At 73.3% G+C, this 23,124-nt stretch carries 20 protein-coding genes and 1 pseudogene; 19 read left to right on the plus strand and 2 right to left on the minus strand.

Going from position 1 to position 23,124, the window contains the following annotated elements; genetic code table 11:
- The first annotated feature begins 96 nt into the window (after positions 1–96).
- A complete protein-coding gene (hemW, locus tag ABT354_RS04525) occupies positions 97–1,329 on the plus strand; it encodes a radical SAM family heme chaperone HemW (protein WP_351488875.1) in 1,233 nt (410 codons plus the stop codon).
- Between the two features lie 162 nt (positions 1,330–1,491).
- Here the strand turns inward: hemW and ABT354_RS04530 are convergent, their stop codons facing one another.
- A complete protein-coding gene (locus ABT354_RS04530; RefSeq protein ID WP_351488878.1) occupies positions 1,492–2,322 on the minus strand; it encodes a DUF3097 domain-containing protein in 831 nt (276 codons plus the stop codon).
- Positions 2,323–2,332: 10 nt separating this feature from the next.
- Positions 2,333–3,058, minus strand: coding sequence for an MBL fold metallo-hydrolase (locus ABT354_RS04535; RefSeq protein WP_351488881.1), 726 nt, complete (start codon positions 3,056–3,058; stop codon positions 2,333–2,335).
- A 244-nt stretch (positions 3,059–3,302) separates the two neighbouring features.
- On the opposite strand from ABT354_RS04535, the gene hrcA reads away from it, so the two are divergent.
- The 18 genes and pseudogenes from hrcA (at position 3,303) to ABT354_RS04625 (ending at position 22,997) form a co-directional block, all read left to right on the plus strand.
- Positions 3,303–4,328: a heat-inducible transcriptional repressor HrcA gene (gene hrcA, locus ABT354_RS04540; RefSeq protein WP_351488883.1), complete on the plus strand. Its 1,026-nt coding sequence runs from the start codon at positions 3,303–3,305 to the stop codon at positions 4,326–4,328.
- Positions 4,329–5,465: a molecular chaperone DnaJ gene (gene dnaJ, locus ABT354_RS04545; protein ID WP_351488886.1), complete on the plus strand. Its 1,137-nt coding sequence runs from the start codon at positions 4,329–4,331 to the stop codon at positions 5,463–5,465.
- A 165-nt stretch (positions 5,466–5,630) separates the two neighbouring features.
- Positions 5,631–6,677: pseudogene (locus tag ABT354_RS04550) on the plus strand (nitronate monooxygenase); the annotation flags it as partial.
- A gap of 260 nt (positions 6,678–6,937) precedes the next feature.
- Positions 6,938–7,687, plus strand: coding sequence for a 16S rRNA (uracil(1498)-N(3))-methyltransferase (locus ABT354_RS04555; RefSeq protein ID WP_351488890.1), 750 nt, complete (start codon positions 6,938–6,940; stop codon positions 7,685–7,687).
- Positions 7,688–7,896: 209 nt separating this feature from the next.
- Entirely contained in the window at positions 7,897–8,394 is a 498-nt protein-coding gene (locus ABT354_RS04560; protein ID WP_351488893.1) for a hypothetical protein, read from the plus strand.
- 283 nt (positions 8,395–8,677) lie between these two features.
- On the plus strand, positions 8,678–11,923 hold the full coding sequence (locus ABT354_RS04565) for a S41 family peptidase (protein ID WP_351488895.1): 3,246 nt from the start codon (positions 8,678–8,680) through the stop codon (positions 11,921–11,923).
- A gap of 104 nt (positions 11,924–12,027) precedes the next feature.
- Positions 12,028–12,387, plus strand: coding sequence for a histidine triad nucleotide-binding protein (locus tag ABT354_RS04570; RefSeq protein WP_351488898.1), 360 nt, complete (start codon positions 12,028–12,030; stop codon positions 12,385–12,387).
- Positions 12,388–12,408: 21 nt separating this feature from the next.
- A complete protein-coding gene (locus ABT354_RS04575; protein ID WP_351488901.1) occupies positions 12,409–13,317 on the plus strand; it encodes a ribonuclease Z in 909 nt (302 codons plus the stop codon).
- 85 nt (positions 13,318–13,402) lie between these two features.
- Positions 13,403–14,410, plus strand: a complete 1,008-nt coding sequence (locus ABT354_RS04580; RefSeq protein ID WP_351488903.1) for an adenosine deaminase — start codon at positions 13,403–13,405, stop codon at positions 14,408–14,410.
- Between the two features lie 171 nt (positions 14,411–14,581).
- The gene (locus tag ABT354_RS04585; RefSeq protein ID WP_351488906.1) at positions 14,582–15,883 is read left to right on the plus strand and encodes a glucarate dehydratase family protein; all 1,302 of its coding nucleotides are present in this window, start codon (positions 14,582–14,584) and stop codon (positions 15,881–15,883) included.
- Between the two features lie 223 nt (positions 15,884–16,106).
- Complete coding sequence (locus ABT354_RS04590; RefSeq protein WP_502983316.1) at positions 16,107–17,240, plus strand: carbohydrate kinase family protein; 1,134 nt, start codon at positions 16,107–16,109, stop codon at positions 17,238–17,240.
- Positions 17,241–17,448: 208 nt separating this feature from the next.
- Positions 17,449–18,573: a PhoH family protein gene (locus tag ABT354_RS04595; protein WP_351488909.1), complete on the plus strand. Its 1,125-nt coding sequence runs from the start codon at positions 17,449–17,451 to the stop codon at positions 18,571–18,573.
- Between the two features lie 35 nt (positions 18,574–18,608).
- Entirely contained in the window at positions 18,609–19,106 is a 498-nt protein-coding gene (gene ybeY, locus ABT354_RS04600; RefSeq protein ID WP_351488912.1) for an rRNA maturation RNase YbeY, read from the plus strand.
- On the plus strand, positions 19,103–20,404 hold the full coding sequence (locus ABT354_RS04605) for a hemolysin family protein (protein ID WP_351488914.1): 1,302 nt from the start codon (positions 19,103–19,105) through the stop codon (positions 20,402–20,404). The genes ybeY and ABT354_RS04605 overlap by 4 nt, the downstream gene beginning before the upstream one ends.
- Positions 20,401–20,754: an MmcQ/YjbR family DNA-binding protein gene (locus tag ABT354_RS04610; RefSeq protein WP_351488916.1), complete on the plus strand. Its 354-nt coding sequence runs from the start codon at positions 20,401–20,403 to the stop codon at positions 20,752–20,754. Before ABT354_RS04605 ends, ABT354_RS04610 begins: the two co-directional genes overlap by 4 nt.
- Before the next feature lie 150 nt (positions 20,755–20,904).
- A complete protein-coding gene (locus tag ABT354_RS04615) occupies positions 20,905–21,600 on the plus strand; it encodes a hypothetical protein (protein ID WP_351488918.1) in 696 nt (231 codons plus the stop codon).
- 34 nt (positions 21,601–21,634) lie between these two features.
- Entirely contained in the window at positions 21,635–21,997 is a 363-nt protein-coding gene (locus ABT354_RS04620) for a cytidine deaminase-like protein (RefSeq protein WP_351488921.1), read from the plus strand.
- A 523-nt stretch (positions 21,998–22,520) separates the two neighbouring features.
- Positions 22,521–22,997, plus strand: a complete 477-nt coding sequence (locus ABT354_RS04625; protein WP_351488924.1) for a hypothetical protein — start codon at positions 22,521–22,523, stop codon at positions 22,995–22,997.
- Positions 22,998–23,124 lie beyond the last annotated feature (127 nt).

Genomic DNA, 23,124 nt, shown 5'->3' on the forward strand with positions numbered 1-23,124 from the left:
GCCCCCAGGCGCCCCGGAAGGCCCTGGGGCACCCCGGGCTGCCCCGCCCGCCGGCGGCGGACCGGTCACCGCCGCCGGTGACGGACAATGGGGACCATGCCTTCCGTACTGCCCGACGGCGAGCCCCTGCCCGCGGACGGGTCCCTCCCGGCCTCCGCGCTCGACGGAGCCGGGGACCGCCCCCTCGCCTTCTATCTGCATGTGCCGTACTGCGCCACCCGCTGCGGCTACTGCGACTTCAACACCTACACCGCCACCGAGCTGCGCGGCTCCGGCGGTGTGCTCGCCTCCCGCGACAACTACGCCGCCACCCTCGCCGACGAGATCCGGCTCGCCCGCAAGGTGCTCGGCGACGATCCCCGCCCGGTGCGGACCCTCTTCGTCGGCGGCGGCACCCCCACCCTGCTGCCCGCCCGGGACCTTGTCGCCATGATCCGGACGGTACGGGAGGAGTTCGGCTTCGCGGACGGCGCCGAGATCACCACCGAGGCGAACCCGGAGTCGGTCGACCCGGCCTACCTCGCCGAGCTGCGGGAAGGCGGCTTCAACCGGATCTCCTTCGGGATGCAGAGCGCCCGCCCGCATGTCCTGAAGGTGCTCGACCGCACCCACACCCCCGGCCGCCCCGAAGCCTGTGTGGCCGAGGCGCGCGCCGCCGGATTCGACCATGTGAACCTGGACCTGATCTACGGCACCCCCGGCGAGAGCGACGACGACTGGCGCGCCACCCTCGACGCCGCCGTGGGCGCGGGCCCCGACCACATCTCCGCGTACGCCCTGATCGTGGAGGAGGGCACCCAGCTGGCCCGGCGGATCCGCCGGGGCGAGGTGCCGATGACCGACGACGACGTCCACGCCGACCGCTATCTGATCGCCGACTCCGTGCTCGGCGCGGCCGGGTACTCCTGGTACGAGGTCTCCAACTGGGCCACCACCCACGCCGGGCGCTGCCACCACAACGAGCTGTACTGGCGCGGCGCCGACTGGTGGGGCGCGGGGCCCGGGGCGCACAGCCACATCGGCGGAGTGCGCTGGTGGAATGTGAAGCACCCGGGTGCCTATGCCGCCGCCCTCGCCGAGGGCCGCACCCCGGGCGCGGCCCGGGAGCTGCTCTCCGCCGAGGACCGCCGGGTGGAGCGGATCCTGCTGGAGCTGCGGCTGGTCGACGGGATCCCGCTGGACCTGCTGCGCCCCGCCGGGCTCGGCGCCGCCCGCAGGGCCCTCGCCGACGGTCTGCTCGACGCGGCCGCGTACGACACCGGCCGTGCGGCGCTCACCCTGCGCGGCCGGCTGCTGGCGGACGGCGTCGTCCGCGATCTGGTCGACTGAGCGACCCGTACCCGGAGCGGAGCCGCCCCCGGCCCCCGTACCCGGGGCGGACCCGCACCCCCGTACCCGGAACAGCCCCGGGGGCCCCGGATCCGTGGACCCCGCGCCCCGGCCCCGTGCACCCGGGGTGCCAGGTCCCGGGTTCCGGGTCCCGGGCCGGGCTCAGCCCCGCTCCGGGGCCCCGTCGCCCTCCGGCGGCGCCGTCACAAAGTCGATCAGCTCCTCCACCCGCCCCAGCAGCGCCGGCTCCAGATCCCGGTACGAGCCCACCCGCGACAGGATGTGCCGCCAGGCCGCCCCGGTGTCACCCGGCCACCCCAGCGCCCGGCAGACCCCCGTCTTCCAGTCCTGCCCGCGCGGCACCCGGGGCCAGGCCGCGATCCCCAGGGACGACGGCTTGACCGCCTCCCAGACATCGATGTACGGGTGCCCCACCACCAGGACATCGGCACCGGTCACCGTCGCCGCGATCCGGGACTCCTTCGAGTGCGGCACCAGATGGTCCACCAGCACCCCGAGACGGGCGTCCGGTCCGGGCGCGAACTCCGCGACCACCGAGGGCAGATCGTCGATCCCCTCCAGATACTCGACCACCACGCCCTCGATCCGCAGATCGTCGCCCCAGACCCGTTCCACCAGCTCCGCGTCGTGCCGGCCCTCGACATAGATACGGCCCGCCCGCGCCACCCGGGCGCGCGCCCCGGGGACCGCCACCGAGCCCGACGCGGTGCGCGCCGGGACGGCCGGGCCGCGCCCGGGGCGTACCAGGGTGACCGCCCGCCCCTCCAGCAGAAACCCGCCCGGGGCCAGCGGAAAGGCCCGCCGCTTGCCGAAGCGGTCCTCCAGGGTGACCGTCCCCGCCTCGCACTCCGTCACCGCCCCGCAGTACCCGGTGGTGATCTCCTCCACCACCAGACCGGGCTCGGCGGCCACCTCGGGAGCGGGCGCGGACTTCTTCCACGGGGGCGTCAGATCGGGGCTGTAGCTGCGCATTCGGCCGACGCTACGACACCGTGAACCGCTCCGCCAGCGCAGCGCGCTGGGCCCGGACGAAGGCCGCGTCCACCACCGCGCCGTGCCCCGGCACATAGGCGGCGTCCTCGCCGCCCAGCGCCAGCAGCCGGTCCAGCGCGGCGGGCCAGCGCGCGCCGATGGCGTCCGGGCCCGCCTGCGGCTCGCCCGACTCCTCCACCAGATCGCCGCAGAAGACCACCTCCGGCGCGCCCGGCACCAGCACGGCGAGATCGTGACCGGTATGTCCGGGGCCGACGTTCGCCAGCAGGATCCGCCGTCCGCCACCGAGGTCCAGCATCCGTTCCCCGGTGACGGTGTGCCCCGGGGCGACCAGCAGCGCGGCGGAGCGGGCGGCGTCCGCCGGGTCCACCCCGTGGCGCTCCGCGTCCGAGCGCAGCACCTCCCGTTCCCGTATCAGCAGGGTGTCCATGCCCACCGCGCCGAAGACCTCGGCGTCCGGGAAGGCGGCCGTGCCCATCACATGGTCGAAATGGGGGTGGCTGAGTGCGATATGCGTCACTTGCCGCCCCGGCAGCAGCCTTCCCACCTGGGCCCTCAGCTCCTCGCCCTCGGCGAGGGTGGAGCCCGTGTCGTAGAGCAGTACCCCCTCGGCGCCGACGATCAATCCACAGGTGGCGTCCCAGCCGGGCAGTCTGCGCCGGCCCACTCCCTCGGCCAGCCGCTCCCAGCCGAGGTCTTCCCAACTCACGTCCATACCGGGACGCTACTGGCAACGACCAGGGTGAGCGCGCGGTAGCGTGGTCGGTCGCCCTTGCTAGGGGCGTACCCCACGGCCGTACACTGGCACGGGGAAAACTGGCACTCGCGACCTTTGAGTGCCAGGCAGTGACCGGAGCACCGCGCGGTGACCGCAGAACCCGACCGCAGGACCTGATCGAAGAACCGGCCGAAGACCCGTCCGAAGAACCACCGAGGGACCACCACTGGAGGTGCGCGCGATGCTCAGTGAACGCAGGCTCGAAGTGTTGCGTGCCATCGTCCAGGACTATGTGGGCACCGAGGAGCCGGTGGGTTCCAAGGCGCTCACCGAGCGTCACAAGCTGGGGGTCTCCCCGGCGACCGTCCGCAATGACATGGCGGTGCTGGAGGAGGAGGGCTTCATCGCCCAGCCGCACACCAGCGCCGGGCGTATCCCCACGGACAAGGGCTACCGTCTCTTCGTGGACCGGCTGGCCGGGGTGAAGCCGCTGTCGTCGGCCGAGCGCCGCGCCATCCAGAACTTCCTGGACGGAGCGGTGGACCTTGACGATGTCGTGGGCCGTACGGTACGGCTGCTGGCGCAGCTCACCCGTCAGGTCGCGGTCGTCCAGTACCCCTCGCTCAGCCGTTCCACCGTGCGTCATGTGGAGCTGCTGTCCCTCGCCCCCGCGCGGCTGATGCTGGTACTGATCACCGACACGGGGCGGGTCGAGCAGCGGGTGATCGACTGCCCGGCGCCCTTCGGGGAGAATCCGCTGGCCGATCTGCGGGCCCGGCTCAACAGCCGGGTGGTGGGCCGGAGGTTCGCCGATGTGCCCCAGCTGGTGCAGGATCTCGCGGAGTCCTTCGACGCGGAGGACCGGGCGGCGGTCTCCACCGTGCTCGCCACCCTTCTGGAGACCCTGGTCGAGGAGAAGGAGGAGCGGCTGATGATCGGCGGGACGGCCAATCTCACCCGTTTCGGTCATGACTTCCCCCTGACGATCCGGCCGGTCCTGGAGGCGCTGGAGGAGCATGTGGTGCTGCTCAAGCTGCTGGGCGAGGCCAAGGAGTCGGGCGGTATGGGTATGACCGTCCGCATTGGTCACGAGAACGCCCATGAAGGGCTCAACGCAACGTCCGTGGTCTCGGTCGGCTACGGTTCGGGCGACGAGGCAGTCGCCAAACTCGGCGTGGTCGGACCGACCCGCATGGACTACCCCGGAACGATGGGAGCGGTACGCGCAGTGGCACGTTACGTCGGACAGATCCTGGCGGAGTCGTAAGTGGCCACGGACTACTACGCCGTACTGGGCGTACGCCGCGACGCGTCGCAGGACGAGATCAAGAAGGCATTCCGGCGGCTCGCCCGTGAGCTGCACCCGGATGTGAATCCCGATCCGAAGACCCAGGAGCGGTTCAAGGAGATCAACGCCGCTTACGAGGTGCTCTCGGACCCGCAGAAGAAGCAGGTCTACGACCTCGGCGGCGATCCGCTCTCCCAGTCGGGCGGCGCGGGCGCGGGCGGCTTCGGCGCGGGTGGCTTCGGGAACTTCTCGGACATCATGGACGCGTTCTTCGGGACGGCGTCCCAGCGGGGCCCGCGCTCGCGGACCCGGCGCGGCCAGGACGCGATGATCCGGCTGGAGATCGAGCTCAGCGAGGCGGCCTTCGGCACGACCAAGGACATCCAGGTCGACACGGCCGTGGTGTGCACCACCTGTTCCGGTGAGGGCGCCGCGCCGGGGACCTCGGCGCAGACCTGTGACATGTGCCGCGGCCGCGGTGAGGTCTCCCAGGTCACCCGCTCCTTCCTGGGGCAGGTCATGACCTCCCGCCCCTGCCCCCAGTGCCAGGGCTTCGGGACCGTCGTCCCGACCCCCTGCCCGGAGTGCGCGGGCGACGGACGGGTCCGTTCCCGCCGCACGCTGACGGTGAAGATCCCGGCGGGTGTCGACAACGGCACCCGGATCCAGCTGGCGGGCGAGGGCGAGGTCGGCCCCGGCGGCGGACCGGCCGGTGATCTCTATGTGGAGATCCATGAGCTGCCCCACGCGGTCTTCCAGCGGCGCGGCGACGATCTCCACTGCACGGTGACGATCCCGATGACCGCCGCGGCCCTCGGTACGAAGGTGCCGCTGGAGACCCTGGACGGGCTGGAGGAGGTCGACATCCGGCCGGGGACCCAGTCCGGGCAGTCGATCCCGCTGCACGGGCGGGGCATCACCCATCTGCGGGGCGGCGGGCGTGGCGATCTGATCGTGCATGTCGAGGTGATGACCCCGAACAAGCTCGACACCGAGCAGGAGCGGCTGCTGCGCGAACTGGCGCAGCTGCGGGGCGAGGAGCGGCCGATGGGCCAGTTCCAGCCCGGCCAGCAGGGCCTGTTCTCCCGGCTGAAGGACGCGTTCAACGGCCGTTAGGCCGGGTGTCCGGAGTTGTACGGGACCGTGGGTCCCGCCCTTTCACGGGGCGGGACCCACGGCCTTTTCCGGCCCCGGATCCGGCCGCCCGGGGCGCTTTCGGGCGTCCCGGGGGCGGCGGACGCCCGGTTCGGCGAGGACAAAGGGGCATGGGACGATGCAGGCATGTCCTCCGTACTGACCGATCTCTGCCGGTACCCCATCGTGCAGGCCCCCATGGCCGGTGGCGCCTCCTGCCCCCGGCTGGCCGCCGCTGTGTCCGAGGCGGGCGGTCTCGGTTTCCTCGCCGCCGGGTACAAGACGGCGGACGGGATGTACCAGGAGATCCAGCAGACCCGGGGACTGACCGCCCGCCCCTTCGGCGTCAATCTCTTCATGCCGCAGCCGCTCACCGCCGACCCCAGCGCCGTCGAGGTCTACGGGCAGCAGCTCGCCGGCGAGGCCACCTGGTACCAGACCCCGCTCGGCGACCCGGACAGCGGCGCCGACGACGGCTACGAGGCCAAGCTCGCCATCCTCCGTGACGATCCGGTGCCGGTGGTCTCCTTCACCTTCGGCTGCCCCACCGCCGAGGTGCTGGAGTCCTTCGCGCGGGCGGGCACCGCCACGGTGGTCACCGTCACCAGCCCCGAGGAGGCGGTCGCCGCCGAGCGCGCCGGGGCCGACGCCCTGTGTGTGCAGGGCGTGGAGGCCGGCGGCCATCAGGGCACCCACCGGGACGACCCGGCGGCCGACGGCGCGGGCATCGGGCTGCTCGCCCTGCTGACGCTGGTCAGGGACGCGGTCCGGATCCCCGTGATCGCCACCGGCGGGCTGATGCGCGGCGACCAGATCGCGGCCGTGCTGGCGGCGGGGGCGAGCGCCGCCCAGCTCGGCACCGCCTTCCTGGTCTGCCCCGAGTCCGGCGCCCCCGCGCTGCACAAGCGCGCCATGACCGATCCGCTCTTCGCCCGGACCGAGCTGACCAGGGCGTTCTCCGGGCGGCCCGCCCGGGGGCTGGTCAACCGCTTTATGCGCGAGCACGGGCCGTACGCCCCCGCCGCCTATCCCCAGGTGCACCATCTGACCAGCGGACTGCGGAAGGCCGCGGTACGGGTCGGTGACCCGCAGGGCATGTCGCTGTGGGCCGGGCAGGGGCACCGGCTGGCGCGTGAACTGCCCGCCGGGGAGCTGGTGGAGGTGCTGACCGGCGAACTCGGCACCGCGCTCGCCCGGTTCGCCCCGGACCCGGCCGCCGACCCGGCCCTCTGCCACGAGGGACACGAGAGCCACGAGGGCCACGGGGGGTACGAGGGCCACGAGGGTCATGAGGGCCACGGGGGGTACGAGGGCCATCTCGCCCAGGACCGCGCCGCCGCCCCGCAGCCACCCGAGGGCCCCCCGGAGGACGCCTCAGGCGATCCTCGGCCCGCGCCCGCGCCGGGCGGCTCCGGGACCCCGCACACCGGCCTCCGCACCCCGGGAGTCTCCTCATGACCGCCGCCGTCTTCGTCGTGGACCCGGACCGGCTGACCGTCGCCGCCCCCGGTGCCCAGCTCACCCTCGACGGCACCGAGGGGCGCCACGCCGTCTCCGTACGGCGGCTCCAGCCGGGCGAGGAGATCGTGCTGACCGATGGCCTCGGCCGGGCCGCCGCCGGTGCCGTGCTGCGGACCGAGGGCAAGGACACCCTGGTCATGGAGGTACGGGAGCTGCCCGCCGAGCCCGAGCCCCGGCCCCGGATCACCGTCGTCCAGGCGCTCCCCAAGGGCGACCGGGGCGAACTCGCCGTCGAGACCATGACGGAGACCGGTGTCGACGCGATCGTGCCCTGGTCCGCGGCGCGCTGCATCACCCAGTGGAAGGGCGAGCGCGGCGCCAAGTCCCTCGCCAAGTGGCGGGCCACTGCCCGGGAGGCGGGCAAGCAGTCCCGCCGGCTCCGCTTCCCCGAGGTCGCCGAGGCCGCCACTACCCGGCAGGTCGCCGCGCTGCTCGCGGAGGCCGACTTCGCCGCCGTGCTGCACGAGGAGGGCGCCCGGCCGCTGGCCACCGCCGACCTCCCGGCGGAGGGCTCCATCGTGCTGGTGGTGGGGCCCGAGGGCGGGGTCTCCCCGGAGGAGCTGGCCGCCTTCGCCGCGGCCGGGGCGGCTCCCTACCGGCTGGGGCGCAGTGTGCTGCGGACCTCGACGGCGGGTACGGCGGGGGTCGCCCTGCTGCTGGGGCGTACGGGCCGCTGGTCCTGAGCGGGACCCGGCCCCACCGGGTCTGAGCCCGGCCCTGGGCCCTTGCCCCGCCGGCGCTGAGCGGGACCCTGTTCCGGGCGCCCCGGGGTGCTCCCACGCACCCGGGTGACCCGAGTGGCCGAAATCCACTGCCCCGGGCCGCCGTTCGGGTGATGTGTGTCCACAACCGCTCTTTCACCGCACCCCACCCTGATGTCACCCTGCCGTCCATGAACGGCATGACCAAGGGCAGGACCATCCCCGGCGCGCCCCGACGACGGCGCCGGGCCGGCACGCTGGCCGCGATCGTCGTCGCCGGGGCGGCCGTCGCCGGACTCACGGCCTGTGAACCCGCCGGCGACGGAAGACTCCGCTCCGGATCCGTCGCGCACACCACCGACCGGACCGCCACCAAGACCCTGGAACGTCTCGGTGTCGAGGTGAACTGGTTCGTGTGCCGGGCGGACACCGCCGGGGACGAACGGGCCTCCGCGCCACCCGCGTACGCCACCGTCGACTGCGAGGGCAAGACCGACTCCGGGCGGCGGATCACGCTCACCGGCAGGGTCACGCAGGAGCGTTCCGGCCTCTGTGTCCGGGGCGACCTCACCGCGCGGATCGCCGGCCGTACCGCCTTCGACGCCACCTACCTCGGGGACTGCACCGCCAAACCCACCACCCGGCCGCCCCGTTACACCCCGGGCACCCTCGGCACCGACCGGAGCTGACCCGGGCTGACGGGGGTTGACTCGGGCTGACGGGGGTTGACCCGGGCTGACGAGGGCTGACCGGGGCGGACCGCGCTCCCGTACCCCCGGCCCCGGCCCCCTGCACCCGGCCCCGTAACCCCGGCTCCCGCACCCCTGGCGCAGCACCCCGTACCCCCGGCGAGGCCCTCCGTACCCCGGTCGCGGCGGGGGCGGACGGACACCCGTGCGCCCCGGCCACTCCCCAGGGTCTGATCTCGGCAATCCTCTGTCCGTGCCCGGCCCGGCTGCCTAGGGTGACAGGGTGACGCAGCCTGCCTACCTTAGGTTTCCCCATATTCATGGCGAGTTGATCGCTTTCACCGCCGAGGACGATGTCTGGGTCGCGCCGCTCGACGGCGGCCGCGCATGGCGCGTCAGCGCCGACGACATCCCGGTCGACCATCCCCGTATCTCCCCCGACGGCATCCATGTCGCCTGGACCTCCCGCCGGGACGGAGCCCCCGAGGTGCATGTCGGGCTCCTCGACGGCGGCCCCACCACCCGTCTCACCCACTGGGGCAGCGCCCGGAACTCCGTCCGGGGCTGGACCCCCGACGGCTCCGTCCTCACCATCTCCAACCACGGCCGGCACGCCCTGCGCCGCACCGTCGCACGGGCCGTCCCGCTGGACGGCGGACCCGCGCCGGTCCTCCCGTACGGCATCGTCGGCGATGTCGCCCATGGCGACCCGGGTGTTCTGCTGCTCTCCGGCACCATGGGACGCGAGGCCGCCGCCTGGAAGCGGTACCGGGGCGGCACCGCGGGCAAGCTCTGGATCGACCGCGACGGCGGCGGCACCTTCGCCCGGGTCCACACCGGCCTCGACGGCAATATCGAGTACCCGCTGTGGGTGGGGGAGCGGATCGCCTTCCTCTCCGACCACGAGGGCACCGGCGCCGTCTACTCCTCCCTCCCCGACGGCTCCGGGCTGCGCCGCCACACCCCCCTCGACGGCTTCTACGCCCGGCACGCCGCCACCGACGGCACCCGGGTCGTCTATGCCAGCGCCGGTGAGCTGTGGATCCTCGACGACCTCGCCGACGCCACCGAGCCCCGCCGGGTCGAGGTCCGGCTCGGTGGACAGCGCACCGATCTGCGGCCCCGGAACATCCGCGCCGACCTCCATCTCGGCTCCGCCGCCCCCGACCACACCGGGCGGGGCAGCGCCGTCGAGATCCGCGGCGGCCTCCACTGGGTCACCCACCGCGAGGGCCCCGCGCGGGCGCTCGCCGCCGAACCCGGCGTCCGCGCCCGGCTGCCCCGGACGTTCCGGCTCGACGGCGAGGAGTACGTCGTCTGGGTCACCGACGCCGAGGGCGAGGACGCGCTGGAGTTCGCGCCCGCCACCGGGATCCCCGCCGGGTCCACCCCCCGCAGGCTCGGCTCCGGCCGCCTCGGCCGGGTCCTCGGGCTCGCCGTCGCCCCCGACGGCAGCCGGGCCGCCGTCGCCTCCCACGACGGCCGGGTCCTGCTGGTCGAGCGGGAGAGCGGCGACATCCACGAGCTGGACCGCAGCGAGGACGGCGACGCCGACGGCCTCACCTTCTCGCCCGACTCCGCCTGGCTCGCCTGGTCCCACCCCGGACTGCCACCGCTGCGCCAGCTGAAACTGGCCAATACCGCCGATCTGTCGGTCACCGAGGCGACCCCGCTGCGCTTCCGCGACTACGAACCCGCCTTCACCCTCGACGGCCGGCATCTGGCCTTTCTCTCCGAGCGCTCCTTCGACCCGGTGTACGACACCCATGTCTTCGACCTGGCGTTCGTCGGCGGCTGCCGCCCGCATCTGCTCCCGCTCGCGGCGACCACCCCCTCACCCTTCGGCCCGCAGCGCCATGGACGGCCCTTCGAGGCGGACAAGGACGGCTCCGGCGACGGGACAGGGTCCGGGACCGGGTCCGGGGGCCCGGGCGGGACCACGGCCACGGAGAACGGGGCCCCCGTCACCCGGATCGACCTGGAGGGCCTCGCCGACCGGATAGTGCCGTTCCCGGTCGAGGCCGCCAGCTACTCCACCCTGCGCGCCGCCAAGGACGGGGTGCTGTGGCTGCGCCACCCCGTCCAGGGCGTACTCGGCGCGACCAAGGCGACCCCCGACGCCCCCGTACCCCGGCCCTTCCTGGAGCGGTACGACCTCGACCGGCGCCATGACGAGGAACTCGCCTCCGAGGTCGGCGGCTATGCCGTCAGCGGTGACGGCAAGCGGGTGCTGCTCCGTACGGAGAACGGGCTGCGGCTGGTCCCCAGCGACCGGCGGGCCTCCCGCGACGAGGACACCGAGACCAACGTCAGCGTCGACCTCTCCCGGGTGCGGCAGCCCCTCGACCTGGCCGCCGAGTGGCGCCAGATGTACGACGAGGCCGGCCGGCTGATGCGGGACAACTTCTGGCGGGCCGACCTCGGCGGCGTCGACTGGGACGGCGTCCTCGACCGCTACCGCCCCCTGCTGGACCGGCTGGCCACCCATGACGACCTGGTCGACCTGCTCTGGGAGGTCCAGGGCGAGCTGGGCACCTCGCACGCCTATGTCACCCCCCGGGGCGGCTACGGCACCCGTGCCACCCGCCAGGGGCTGCTCGGCGCCGACCTCTCCCGCGACGAGGAGGGGCGGTGGCGGATCGACCGGGTGCTGCCCTCGGAGACCTCCGACCCCGAGGCCCACTCCCCGCTCGCCGCGCCCGGGGTCGCCATCCGCGCGGGCGACGCGATCCTGGCGGTGGACGGCCGCCCGGTGGACTCCGTCACCGGCCCCGGCCCGCTGCTGGTGGGCGCGGCCGGCAAGCCGGTGGAGCTGACCGTCGCCCCGGCGGGCGGCGGCGAGCCCCGCCACGCCGTGGTGGTGCCCCTCGCCGACGAGGAGCCGCTGCGCTACCACGCCTGGGTCGCGGACCGCAGGGCCTATACGCACGAGCGCTCCGGCGGCCGGCTCGGCTATCTCCATGTCCCCGACATGCAGGGCGCGGGCTGGGCGCAGATCCACCGCGATCTGCGGTGCGAGGTGGTACGGGAGGGCCTGGTCGTCGATGTCCGGGAGAACCGCGGCGGCCACACCTCCCAGCTGGTGATCGAGAAGCTGGCCCGCCGGATCGTGGGCTGGGACAAGCCGCGCGGCATGCGCCCGTACAGCTATCCGCAGGACGCCCCCCGGGGCCCGGTGGTGGCCGTCGCCAATGAGTTCTCCGGCTCCGACGGGGACATCGTCAACGCGGCGATCAAGGCGCTCGGGATCGGCCCCGTGGTGGGCGCCCGGACCTGGGGCGGGGTGGTCGGCATCGACAGCCGCTACTCCCTGGTCGACGGGACATCGGTGACCCAGCCGAAGTACGCCTTCTGGCTGGAGGGGTACGGCTGGGGCGTGGAGAACCACGGCGTCGACCCGGATGTCGAGGTGATCCCCACCCCGCAGGATTACGCGGCGGGCCGTGATCCCCAGCTGGACAAGGCCATCGAGCTGGCCCTGGAATCCCTCGCCGCCGAACCGGCGAGGACCCCGCCGCCCGCTCCCTGACGAGCACCCCGGCCCCCGGGAGCGGGGGCCGGGCCCGCGGGGCCGGGGGCCGGGGTCGCTAGCATGGCGGGGTACTGGTCACCCACGCGAGGAGGAAACCCGGCATGGCGGGAGAACCCCAGGCGGACTGCCTGTTCTGCAAGATCGTCGCTGGTGAGGTGCCCGCCACGGTGGTACGGGAGACCGACACCGTCGTCGCCTTCCGTGACATCAACCCGCAGGCGCCCTCGCATGTGCTGGTGATCCCCAAGGCCCACTACCCGGACGCCGCCGCCCTCGCCGCCGCCGAGCCCGCGCTCGCCGGTGATGTGCTGCGCGAGGCCGGAGAGGTCGCCGCCCAGGAGAAGACCGTCGAGCCCGGCTACCGGATCGTCTTCAACACCGGCAGCGGCGCCGGACAGACCGTCTTCCACGCCCATGCCCATGTCCTCGGCGGGCGGGGCCTCGAATGGCCCCCCGGATAGCCGGGACCACCGGAACTTCTCATGTCCGTACGTGAACTCGTCGTCCTCGGCACCGCCAGCCAGGTGCCCACCCGGCACCGCAACCACAACGGCTATCTGCTCCGCTGGGACGGCGAGGGCCTGCTCTTCGACCCCGGCGAGGGCACCCAGCGGCAGATGCTGCGCGCCGGGGTCGCCGCCCATGACCTGAACCGGATCTGTGTCACCCACTTCCATGGTGACCACTCCCTCGGGCTCGCCGGGGTCATCCAGCGGATCAACCTCGACCGGGTCCCCCACCCGGTCACCGCCCACTACCCGGCCAGTGGGCAGCACTTCTTCGAGCGGCTGCGGTACGCCACCGCCTACCGCGAGACCGTGCGGATCGCCGAGGCCCCGGTCGCCGCCGACGGGGAGCTGGCGCGGACGCCCTCGTACACCCTGGAGGCCCGCAGGCTCTCGCACCCGGTCGAGTCCTTCGGCTACCGGGTCACCGAGCCCGACGGCCGGCGGATGCTCCCGGAGCGGCTGGCCGCCCTGGGTGTCCGGGGGCCCGAGGTCGGGGTCCTCCAGCGCACCGGCGAACTGCGGGGCGTCACCCTGGACGAGGTCAGCGAGTTCCGCCGGGGACAGCGCTTCGCCTTCGTCATGGACACCCGGCTCTGCGACGGTGTCCACGCCCTGGCCGACGGCTGCGATCTGCTGGTCATCGAGTCGACCTTCCTGGACGAGGACGAACGGCTCGCCACCGACCACGGCCATCTGACCGCGGGCCAGGCGGCCCGGGTCGCCCGCGACGCCGGGGTGCGCCATCTCGTCCTCACCCACTTCTCGCAGCGCTACGGCGACCCCACCGCCTTCGAGGAACAGGCCCGCGCGGCGGGGTTCACCGGCGAACTGACCGTCGCCCGGGACCTGCTGCGCGTACCCCTCCCGCCGCGACACCCCTGACCGTGCGCGCATCCCCGTAAACCCGCACCCCGCCCCGTGAACACGCCCCCCACACAACACCCCTGAACGAAGCTGGACCCCTCCCGTGCCCCTCCCCAAAGCCGAACTGCATGTCCACATCGAAGGCACCCTGGAGCCCGAACTCGCCTTCGCACTCGCCCGGCGCAACGGCGTCGAGCTGCCCTTCCAGGACACCGACGCGCTGCGCCGCGCCTATGACTTCGCGGACCTCCAGTCCTTCCTCGACCTCTACTACCGGCTGATGGCGGTCCTGCGGACCGAGGACGACTTCGCCGAGCTGACCGACGCCTATCTGGCCCGCGCCGCGGCGCAGGGCGTCCGGCACGCCGAGATCTTCTTCGACCCGCAGGCACACACCTCCCGGGGCGTCCCCCTCGCCACCGTGATCGGCGGCCTCGCCCGCGCGCTCGACACCGCCGAGGAGCGGCACGGCGTCTCCACCCGTCTGATCATGTGCTTCCTGCGGGACGAGTCCGCCGCATCCGCGCTGCGCACCCTGGAGGAGGCCCGGCCCCACCTCCACCGGATCACCGCGGTCGGACTGGACTCCGCCGAGGTCGGCCATCCGCCGTCGAAGTTCCGCGAGGTGTACGAGGCGGCCGGAGCGCTCGGGCTGCGCAAGGTCGCCCACGCGGGCGAGGAGGGCCCCGCCTCCTACATCACCGAGGCGCTGGACATCCTCGGTGTCGAGCGCGTCGACCACGGGCTGCGCTGCATGGAGGACGAGGCACTGGTCGAGCGGCTGGTCCGGGAGCGGATCCCGCTGACCCTCTGCCCGCTCTCCAACGTCCGGCTGCGCGCCATCGACGTCCTGGAGGACCACCCGCTGCCCCGGATGATGGACGCCGGGCTGCTCTGCACCGTCAACTCCGACGACCCCGCCTACTTCGGCGGCTATGTCGGGGACACCTTCCACGCGGTCCGGGAGGCGCTGGGGCTGGACGAGGAGCGGCTGCGCGAGCTGGCCCGCAACTCCTTCACCGCCTCCTTCCTGGAGGACGACGAGGAGCGCAGGGCCCGGCTGATCGCCGAGGTCGACGCCTATGACTTCGCCGCGGAGCGCCCCGAGTGATCCGCGCCGCCCGGTAACCCGCGCCCCGTAACCGATGGAACGGCCCCGGCGCCATCACCCGTACCGGTGGTGGCCGGGGCCGCGCCATTGACCGGCCCCCGCCGCCTCCCTACGCTGCATTCCCCTATGTGCACGCCGTTCATATGACAGAACCGGCAGGGGAGTTGTGGCATGGTGCAGGGACCCAGGATCAGTGCGGTACGTGTCACCCCGGTACTGGTCGCGGACCCCCCGCTCCTCAACACCCAGGGCGTGCACCAGCCGTACACCCCCCGGACCATCGTGGAGGTGGTCACCGAGGACGGGGTCACCGGCCTCGGCGAGACCTATGGCGACGGCCGCTTCCTCGCCCTGGCCACCCCGCTCGCCGAGGCCCTGCGCGGCCACCCCGTCACCGATGTGAACGGGCTCCATCGGCTCTCCCACCGGATCCGCCCGCTGCCCACGGCGTCGAGCGGGCTCTCCGACTCGGTCGACGCGGGCGGGCTGCGCGGCCGGCAGACCGCCGACAAGCTGCGGCTCTCCGTGGTCTCCGCCTTCGAGGTCGCCCTGCTCGACGCCCTCGGCCGCTCCCTGGGGCTGCCCGTGCACGCCCTGCTCGGCGGCCGGGTCCGGGACACCGTCGACTACAGCGCCTATCTCTTCTACCGCTGGGCCGGCCACCCCGGCGGCGCGGGCGAACCCGACGACTGGGGACCCGCGCTCGACCCCGGCGGCATCGTCGCCCAGGCCCGCCGTCTCGCCGACGCGCACGGCTTCACCTCCTTCAAGCTCAAGGGCGGGGTCCGCCACCCCGACGAGGAGATCGCCGCCGTCCGCGCACTGGCCGGTGCCTTCCCCGGCGCCCCGCTGCGGCTGGACCCCAACGGCGCCTGGTCGGTGGAGACCTCCCTGCGGGTGGCCCGGGAACTCGGCGACGTCCTGGAGTATCTGGAGGACCCGGCCGCCACCGTGGAACGGATGGCCCGGGTCGCGGCGGGCACCCCGCTGCCGCTCGCCACCAATATGTGCGTCACCTCCTTCGGGGAGATACCGGAGGCGTTCGCCCGGAACGCCGTCCAGGTCGTCCTCGCCGACCACCACTACTGGGGCGGGCTGCGCGCCACCTGCGAGCTGGCCGCGGTCTGCCGTACCCATGGCGTGGCGCTCTCCATGCACTCCAACACCCATCTCGGGATCAGCCTCGCCGCGATGACCCAGGCCGCCGCCGTCCTGCCCGGTCTCGACCACGCCTGCGACAGCCACTACCCCTGGCAGACCGAGGACGTCCTCACCGAACGGCTGGTCTTCCACGAGGGGCGGCTCGCCGTGAGCGATCTGCCCGGACTCGGCGTCGAACTCGACCGTGACCGGCTCGCCGCCCTGCACCGCCGCTGGCTCGCGGACGACGGCCGCCACCGGGACCGGGACGACGCCGCCGCCATGCGCGCCCACGACCCCGCCTGGATCACCCCCGCGGTGCCGCGCTGGTAGCCGAACGGCCGCCGCCCCGGCACCGCGACGCACCTGTGCCGCCCCTGTGCCGCCCCGGGTCTTTGGCAGACTCGTCGCAGGAGCACCGCCAATGACAGACCAGTGGCAGTGGCAGTGGCAGTGGCAGGGCAACGGCAGCGACAGAACAACGGCAGCCAACAGGACGACAGCGGCGACAGAACACCGGCACAACGGCAGCACAGGCGCATGGAGCGGCGGCACAGTGAGCAGCAGCATTCGGCACACCGACCACCACGGCACACCGGCGACGGGCCCCACACCCCCGTGCCTGGACCCGCTCGCGCATCTGCGCACCCCCGGTGACCCCGACCGGGACGTCTATCTCACCGGCCCCGTCTTCCTCGACATCATCCTCACCGGCCTCGACTCCGCCCCCGTCCGGGGCACCGAGTCCTGGGCCCGCGGCATGGGGTCCAGCCCCGGCGGGGTCGCCAATATGGCCACCGCCCTGGCCCGGCTCGGTCTGCGCACCTCGCTCGCGGCGGCCTTCGGCGACGACCACTACGGCGACTACTGCTGGGACGCCCTCGAACAGGGCGAGGGCATCGATCTCTCGCTGTCACGCACGGTCCCCGGCTGGCACTCGCCCGTCACCGTCTCCATGGCGTACGAGGGCGAGCGCACGATGGTCTCCCACGGCCATGCCGCCCCGCCCCCCGGGCCCGCCCCCCAGTGCCCGCCGCCCGCACGGGCCGCCGTCGCCTCCCTCGCCCCGGGCCACCGCGACGCGTGGATCGACCGCGCCGCCCACGACGGCACCCGGATCTTCGCCGATGTCGGCTGGGACGACACCGGCCGCTGGGACCCGGCCGACCTCGCCGGTCTGGAGCACTGCGAGGCCTTCCTGCCCAACGCGGAGGAGGCGATGCGCTACACCCGCACCAGCTGTCCGCTGGCCGCCGCGCACGCCCTCGCCGAACTGGTCCCCGTCGCCGTCGTCACCCTCGGCCCGGAGGGCGCCTACGCCGTGGACGGGGCCACCGGGGAGAGCGCCCAGGTCCCGGCCATCGCGGTGGAGGCCCTGGACCCGACCGGGGCCGGTGATGTCTTTGTCGCGGGCTTTGTCACCGGGACCCTCGCCGGCTGGCCGCTCGCGGACCGGCTCGCCTTCGCGGGGCTGACCGCCGCCCTCTCCGTGCAGGAGTTCGGCGGATCGCTCTCCGCCCCCGGCTGGCTGGAGATCGCCGCCTGGTGGCAGCAGGTCCAGGAGGTCTCCGGGCAGACACCCGAGGCGCTGCGCCGGTACGCCTTCCTGGACGGGCTGCTGCCCGCCCCCGCCCGGCCCTGGCCGCTGCGCCGGGCCGTCCCCACGATCGGCTTCCGCGCCCCGGCCTGAGCGACGCCCACCCGGAGCCGCCCCGGCCCGACCTGCGCCCGACCTGCGCCCGGTCTGTGCCCGCCCGGCGCCCCGCTCGGGACGGGCCGGCCGTCGCGGAAAAAGCCCTCGGTCGTTGTCGGTGTCGCGTCGTACGCTTGGTGTCCAGAGGTTGTCGAGCGGCGAGAACCCTGCATCGGGAGGTATGCGCAGGCCAGAAGGCCGGCCCATGACTCAGACACCTACAGCCCAGACCAGCCCCGGCCCCCGACGCTCCTCGGGCGTGGGGGCGCAGAAGGCGCCGGGCCAGGCGCGAGCAGAGTTCTCCGTCCCCGCCAAGCACCCCATGGTGACGGTCCTCGGCTCCGGCGACAGCCTGCTGCGCGTGATCGAGAAGGCCTTCCCGGCGGCCGATATCCATGTCCGGGGCAATGAGATCAGCGCTGTGGGGGACCTGGCGGAAGTCCGCCTCATCCAGCGCCTTTTCGACGAGATGATGCTCGTGCTCCGCACCGGGCAGCCGATGACGGAGGACGCGGTGGAACGCTCGATCGCCATGCTCCGGGCGAGTGAGAACGGCGCCGGGGACGGCCCCGAGACCCCCGCCGAGGTGCTCACCCAGAACATCCTGTCCAGCCGGGGCCGGACCATCCGCCCCAAGACGCTCAACCAGAAGCGGTACGTCGACGCCATCGACAAGCACACCGTCGTCTTCGGCATCGGTCCCGCGGGCACCGGCAAGACCTATCTGGCCATGGCCAAGGCGGTCCAGGCGCTCCAGTCCAAGCAGGTCAACAGGATCATCCTGACCCGGCCCGCGGTCGAGGCGGGCGAGCGTCTCGGCTTCCTCCCCGGCACGCTCTACGAGAAGATCGACCCCTATCTGCGCCCGCTCTACGACGCCCTGCACGACATGCTCGACCCGGACTCGATCCCCCGGCTGATGGCGGCCGGCACCATCGAGGTGGCCCCGCTCGCCTATATGCGCGGCCGGACCCTCAATGACGCCTTCATCATTCTGGACGAGGCCCAGAACACCAGCCCCGAGCAGATGAAGATGTTCCTGACCCGGCTGGGCTTCGACTCGAAGATCGTCATCACCGGCGATGTCACCCAGGTCGATCTCCCCCATGGCACCAGAAGCGGTCTGCGCCAGGTCCAGGACATCCTGGAGGGCGTCGAGGACGTCCACTTCTCGCGGCTGACATCCCATGACGTCGTCCGTCACAAGCTCGTCGGCCGTATTGTCGACGCGTACGAGAAGTACGACGTACGCGACGGCGGCGGTTCCCACGGCGGCCGGAGCGGCGGTCAGGACACCCCCCGCCATGGGCGCGCCGGCGGCGGCACGTAGCGGCAAGCACACGGGAAGCAGCGGAACAGCACACCATGTCGATCGACGTCAACAACGAGTCCGGAACCGAAGTCGACGAACGGGCGATCCTCGACATCGCCCGGTACGCCCTCGCCCGGATGCGCATCCACCCGCTCTCCGAACTCTCGGTGATCGTCGTGGACGCCGAGGCCATGGAGCAGCTCCACATCCAGTGGATGGACCTTCCGGGGCCCACCGATGTGATGTCCTTCCCGATGGACGAGCTGCGTCCGCCGGCCAAGGACGACGAGGAGCCCCCGCAGGGCCTCCTCGGTGACATCGTGCTGTGCCCGGAGGTCGCCACCCGGCAGGGCGCCGAGGCGCCCACCGAGCACTCCATGGACGAGGAGCTCCAGCTGCTCACCGTCCATGGGGTGCTCCATCTGCTGGGGTACGACCACGAGGAGCCCGACGAGAAGGCCGAGATGTTCGGGCTCCAGGCCGCCATCGTGGACGGCTGGCGTGCCGAACAGGGGCTGACCGGTCCCTCCCCGGCCCCGACCGTCTCATGAGCGTGCCCCTTGTCCTGGGCGCGGTCGCCCTGGTCGTCGTCGCCTGGCTGGCGGCGTGCGCCGAGGCGGGCATCGCCCGGGTCTCCAGCTTCCGCGCGGCCGAGGCCCAGCGCTCCGGCCGGCGCGGCGCCGCCCGGCTGGCGCAGGTCGCCGCCGACCCCACCCGCTATCTCAATGTCGCCCTGCTGGTCCGGGTGGCCTGCGAGATGGCGGCGGGCGTCCTGGTCACCTATGTCTGCCTCCAGGAGTTCCCGGAGACCTGGGAGGCGCTGACCGTCGCCATCGCGGTGATGGTCCTGGTCTCCTATGTCGCCGTCGGGGTCTCCCCGCGCACCATCGGTATCCAGCACCCGCTGAACACCGCCACGGCCGCCGCCTATGTGCTGCTGCCGCTGGCGCGGATCATGGGCCCCGTCCCGCAGCTGCTGATCCTCATCGGCAACGCGCTCACCCCCGGCAAGGGCTTCCGCAAGGGCCCCTTCGCCAGCGAGGCGGAGCTGCGGTCCCTGGTGGACCTCGCCGAGCAGGAGTCCCTGATCGAGGACGACGAGCGCCGCATGGTGCACTCCGTCTTCGAGCTGGGCGACACCCTGGTCCGTGAGGTGATGGTGCCGCGGACCGATCTGATCTGCATCGAGCGGTACAAGACCGTCCGTCAGGCGCTCACCCTGGCACTGCGCTCCGGTTTCTCCCGGATCCCCGTCACCGGGGAGAACGAGGACGATGTGGTGGGCGTGGTCTATCTCAAGGACCTGGTCCGCAAGACCCATGTCAACCGGGAGGCCGAGACCGACCTCGTCTCCACCGCGATGCGCCCGGCGGTCTTCGTCCCCGACACCAAGAACGCCGGGGACCTGCTCCGCGACATGCAGCAGAAGCGGAACCATGTCGCCGTCGTCATCGACGAGTACGGCGGCACCGCCGGGATCGTCACCATCGAGGACATCCTGGAGGAGATCGTCGGCGAGATCACCGACGAGTACGACCGTGAGCTGCCCCCGGTCGAGGAGCTGGGTGAGGACCGCTACCGGGTCACCGCCCGGCTCGACATCGGCGACCTCGGGGAGCTGTACGGCCTGGGCGCGCTGGACGACGAGGATGTGGAGACCGTGGGCGGGCTGCTCGCCAAGGCGCTCGGCCGGGTGCCGATCGCCGGGGCCAGCGCCGTGGTCGACCTCCCGGACGGAAGGGCGCTGCGGCTGACCGCGGAGTCCCCGGCGGGCCGCCGCAACAAGATCGTCACCGTGCTCGCCGAGCCGGTCGACGGCGCACGGGCGGCGGAGGAGCGGACCGGGTGAGGGCGGACCGGCTCCGGGCCTTCTGCCTGGGGTTCAACGACGCGGTGGAGGAGTTCCCGTTCAGCCCGGAGATCTCCGTCTTCAAGGTCGCCGGGAAGATGTTCGCGTTGAGCGCGCTCGACGCGGACCCCCTCACGGTGAATCTGAAGTGCGAGCCGGAGATCGCGCTCCGGCTGCGCGCCGAGCACCCGGCGATCGTCCCCGGCTGGCACATGAACAAGCGCCACTGGAACACGGTCACCGTGGCCGGGCTGCCGGACCGCATGGTCAGGGAGCTGATCGAGGACTCCTACGACCTGGTGGTCGCCGGGCTGCCCCGGGCGGTCCGGCTGCGGCTCGACCGCCCCTGACCGCGGCTCCCGGTGGCGGCCCCGGAGGCCGTCCCGCTCCCGGGGGCAGGGCCGCCTCCGGGGGCGTACGGGACAAACCGCTAGGGTCGGAGCGTCCGGCGGGGAGGGGGGGAAGCTCCCCGGTGCCAGAACCTCCTGGGAGTCCACTCCATGCGACACCGCACGCGGCACGGCGCCGCAGCCGTCCTCACCGTCTCCGCCCTGCTGCTGACGGCCGCCGGCTGCGGCTCCGGCGACGACTCCGGCGACGACTCGGGTGACGGCTCCGGTGACGGCGGCAAGGGCGCCGGGAAGGTCCGGGCGCTGCTGCTCACCGAGAAGGATCTGCCCTCTGGGTACACCAAGGGCCAGCCGGGCCCCACCGGCTCCCCGGCGACCGAGGCGGACCGGCCGGAGTGCGCGCCGATCGCCGCCTTCCTGGACGAGCGGATCGAGGGTGCCACCCCGGGTGGTTCCGCCGACTTCGAGGGCCCCGGCGGTACCGCCCAGCTCTCGCAGCAGGTGTTCACCTTCCCGGACGACGGCAAGGCGGCGGACTTCGTCCGGAGGATCGGCCCCGCCGTGGCGAAGTGCGCCGAGTTCGGCGCCTCCGTGGGCGGCGAGAAGATGACCATAGGAGTCAAGGGCATCGACGGCCCGACGGTGGGGGAGCACTCCCACACCCTCAATCTCACCACCGAGATCGAGCAGCTCCAGATGTCCTTCGACATCCAGGTGCTGGTCGCCGTCGAGGGATCCGTGATGACCCGGCTCACCCATGTGCCCGGTGGCGCGGCGGACCGGAAGAACTTCGCCGGCCTGGCGAAGCGGGCCGGCGACAAGTTCGTGAAGGGCGCCCGGGGCTGATCGTCCGGCCGCCCGTTCGAACTATGCTCGGGCCATGACGCAGAGCACGGACAGCGGAGAGCTGGGCCCCGAGGACCGCAAGATCATCACGCTGGCGCGCAGCGCCCGGGCGCGCAACGGTGTGCCCGAGGGGGCGGCGGTCCGCGACGAGACGGGCCGGACCTATGTCGCGGGTACGGTCACCCTGCCGTCGCTGGAGCTGAGCGCGCTGCGGACGGCGGTCGCGATGGCGTTCGCGAGCGGGGCGACCTCGCTGGAGGCCGCGGCGCTGGTCACGGAGGCGGAGTCGGTGACCGATGCGGACCGCGCGGCCGTCGCCGATCTGGGCGGCGCGGGTACGCCGGTCCTGCTCGCCGCTCCCGACGCCACCCTGCGCGCCACCGTCACCACCCCCTGACGGCCCGGGGCGGCACCCGCTGACGGCGCCCGGCGGGGGCGCCCCTCGTACCCCCGCCGGTCCTCCGTACCCCGGTCCTCCGTACCGCGCCGTGCTCCCGCGCTCCGCTCCGCCGGGCCGACGGGCATCCCGTACGCCCCTTCCCGTGCCGTCCCGCCGCGCCGTTCTGCCGGGAAGAATCAACGGCCGTCCGTCTTGCAATCGCCGCCCCGGTGCGTCTCAATGAACAGCAGTTCAACCGACGGTCCGTCAGCCCCCATCCGACGGCCGGGCCGGGACCGGGCCGCTGTCCCGTACCTCCGCCGGCCGTTCCTCGTCCCCGTGCGGCGTGCGCACCCCGCCCGCGGAGTTCACCCATGGTCCAGCGCGCCCTGTGCCGCGGCCACCCGCACCGTGCCCGCCATCGGGCTGTCCCCCGCGCCCTCCCCGGACCGTCCGGGGCCGCCCGGGGCCGCCCGGGGCAGCCGCCGGACCCCGCCCTGAACGCACCCCTGAACGCATCCCTGAACGGGAGGGGAACCCCATGCGCAGCAGAACCTTCCTCGCCACGGCCCTCACGGCGGGCGCCCTCGCCGCCGGTGCCCTCGCCTTCGCCCCCGCCGCCGCCGCGGTGACCCCCGGCTCCGCCCAGGCCGGGTACGACTGCGGCTCCTGGGGCGGCGGTACGGCCGTGCTCGCCGCCACCCAGAGCGGCACCTCGGCCACGATCACCCTCACCTCCGCGGTGACCACCCCGCTCCCCGTCGCCCGGGACACCATCAACGCGACGCTCACCCTGGCGAAGGCGGGCGGCGGCACGGTCAGATTCACCGGCCGGAAGAACCCGGCGCTCCCGGCCGGCGGCTCGGTGAAGATCGGCCCGCTGACCGGCACGGTCGCCCCCGGGATGAGCCTCAACTCGTACTTCGCGGGACCGGCGCTCAGCATGAACATCTTCGGGGTCGTCGTGGAGTGCGACGCCGTCTCCTCGCAGTCGCCCGGCCCGTTCGTCTACAGCTGACCGGGCGCCTCCGGTGCCACCGTGCCGGGTGGCACCGGATCCGGCGCGGGGCCCCGGGGCGGCGACCCGTACCGCCAAAACTGACGATCCGTCAGTCAATGGCCCGTGACGCCCTTGACTTCTCCAC

The organism is Streptomyces sp. NPDC000594 (assembly GCF_040299965.1).
Classification (GTDB): Bacteria; Actinomycetota; Actinomycetes; order Streptomycetales; family Streptomycetaceae; genus Streptomyces.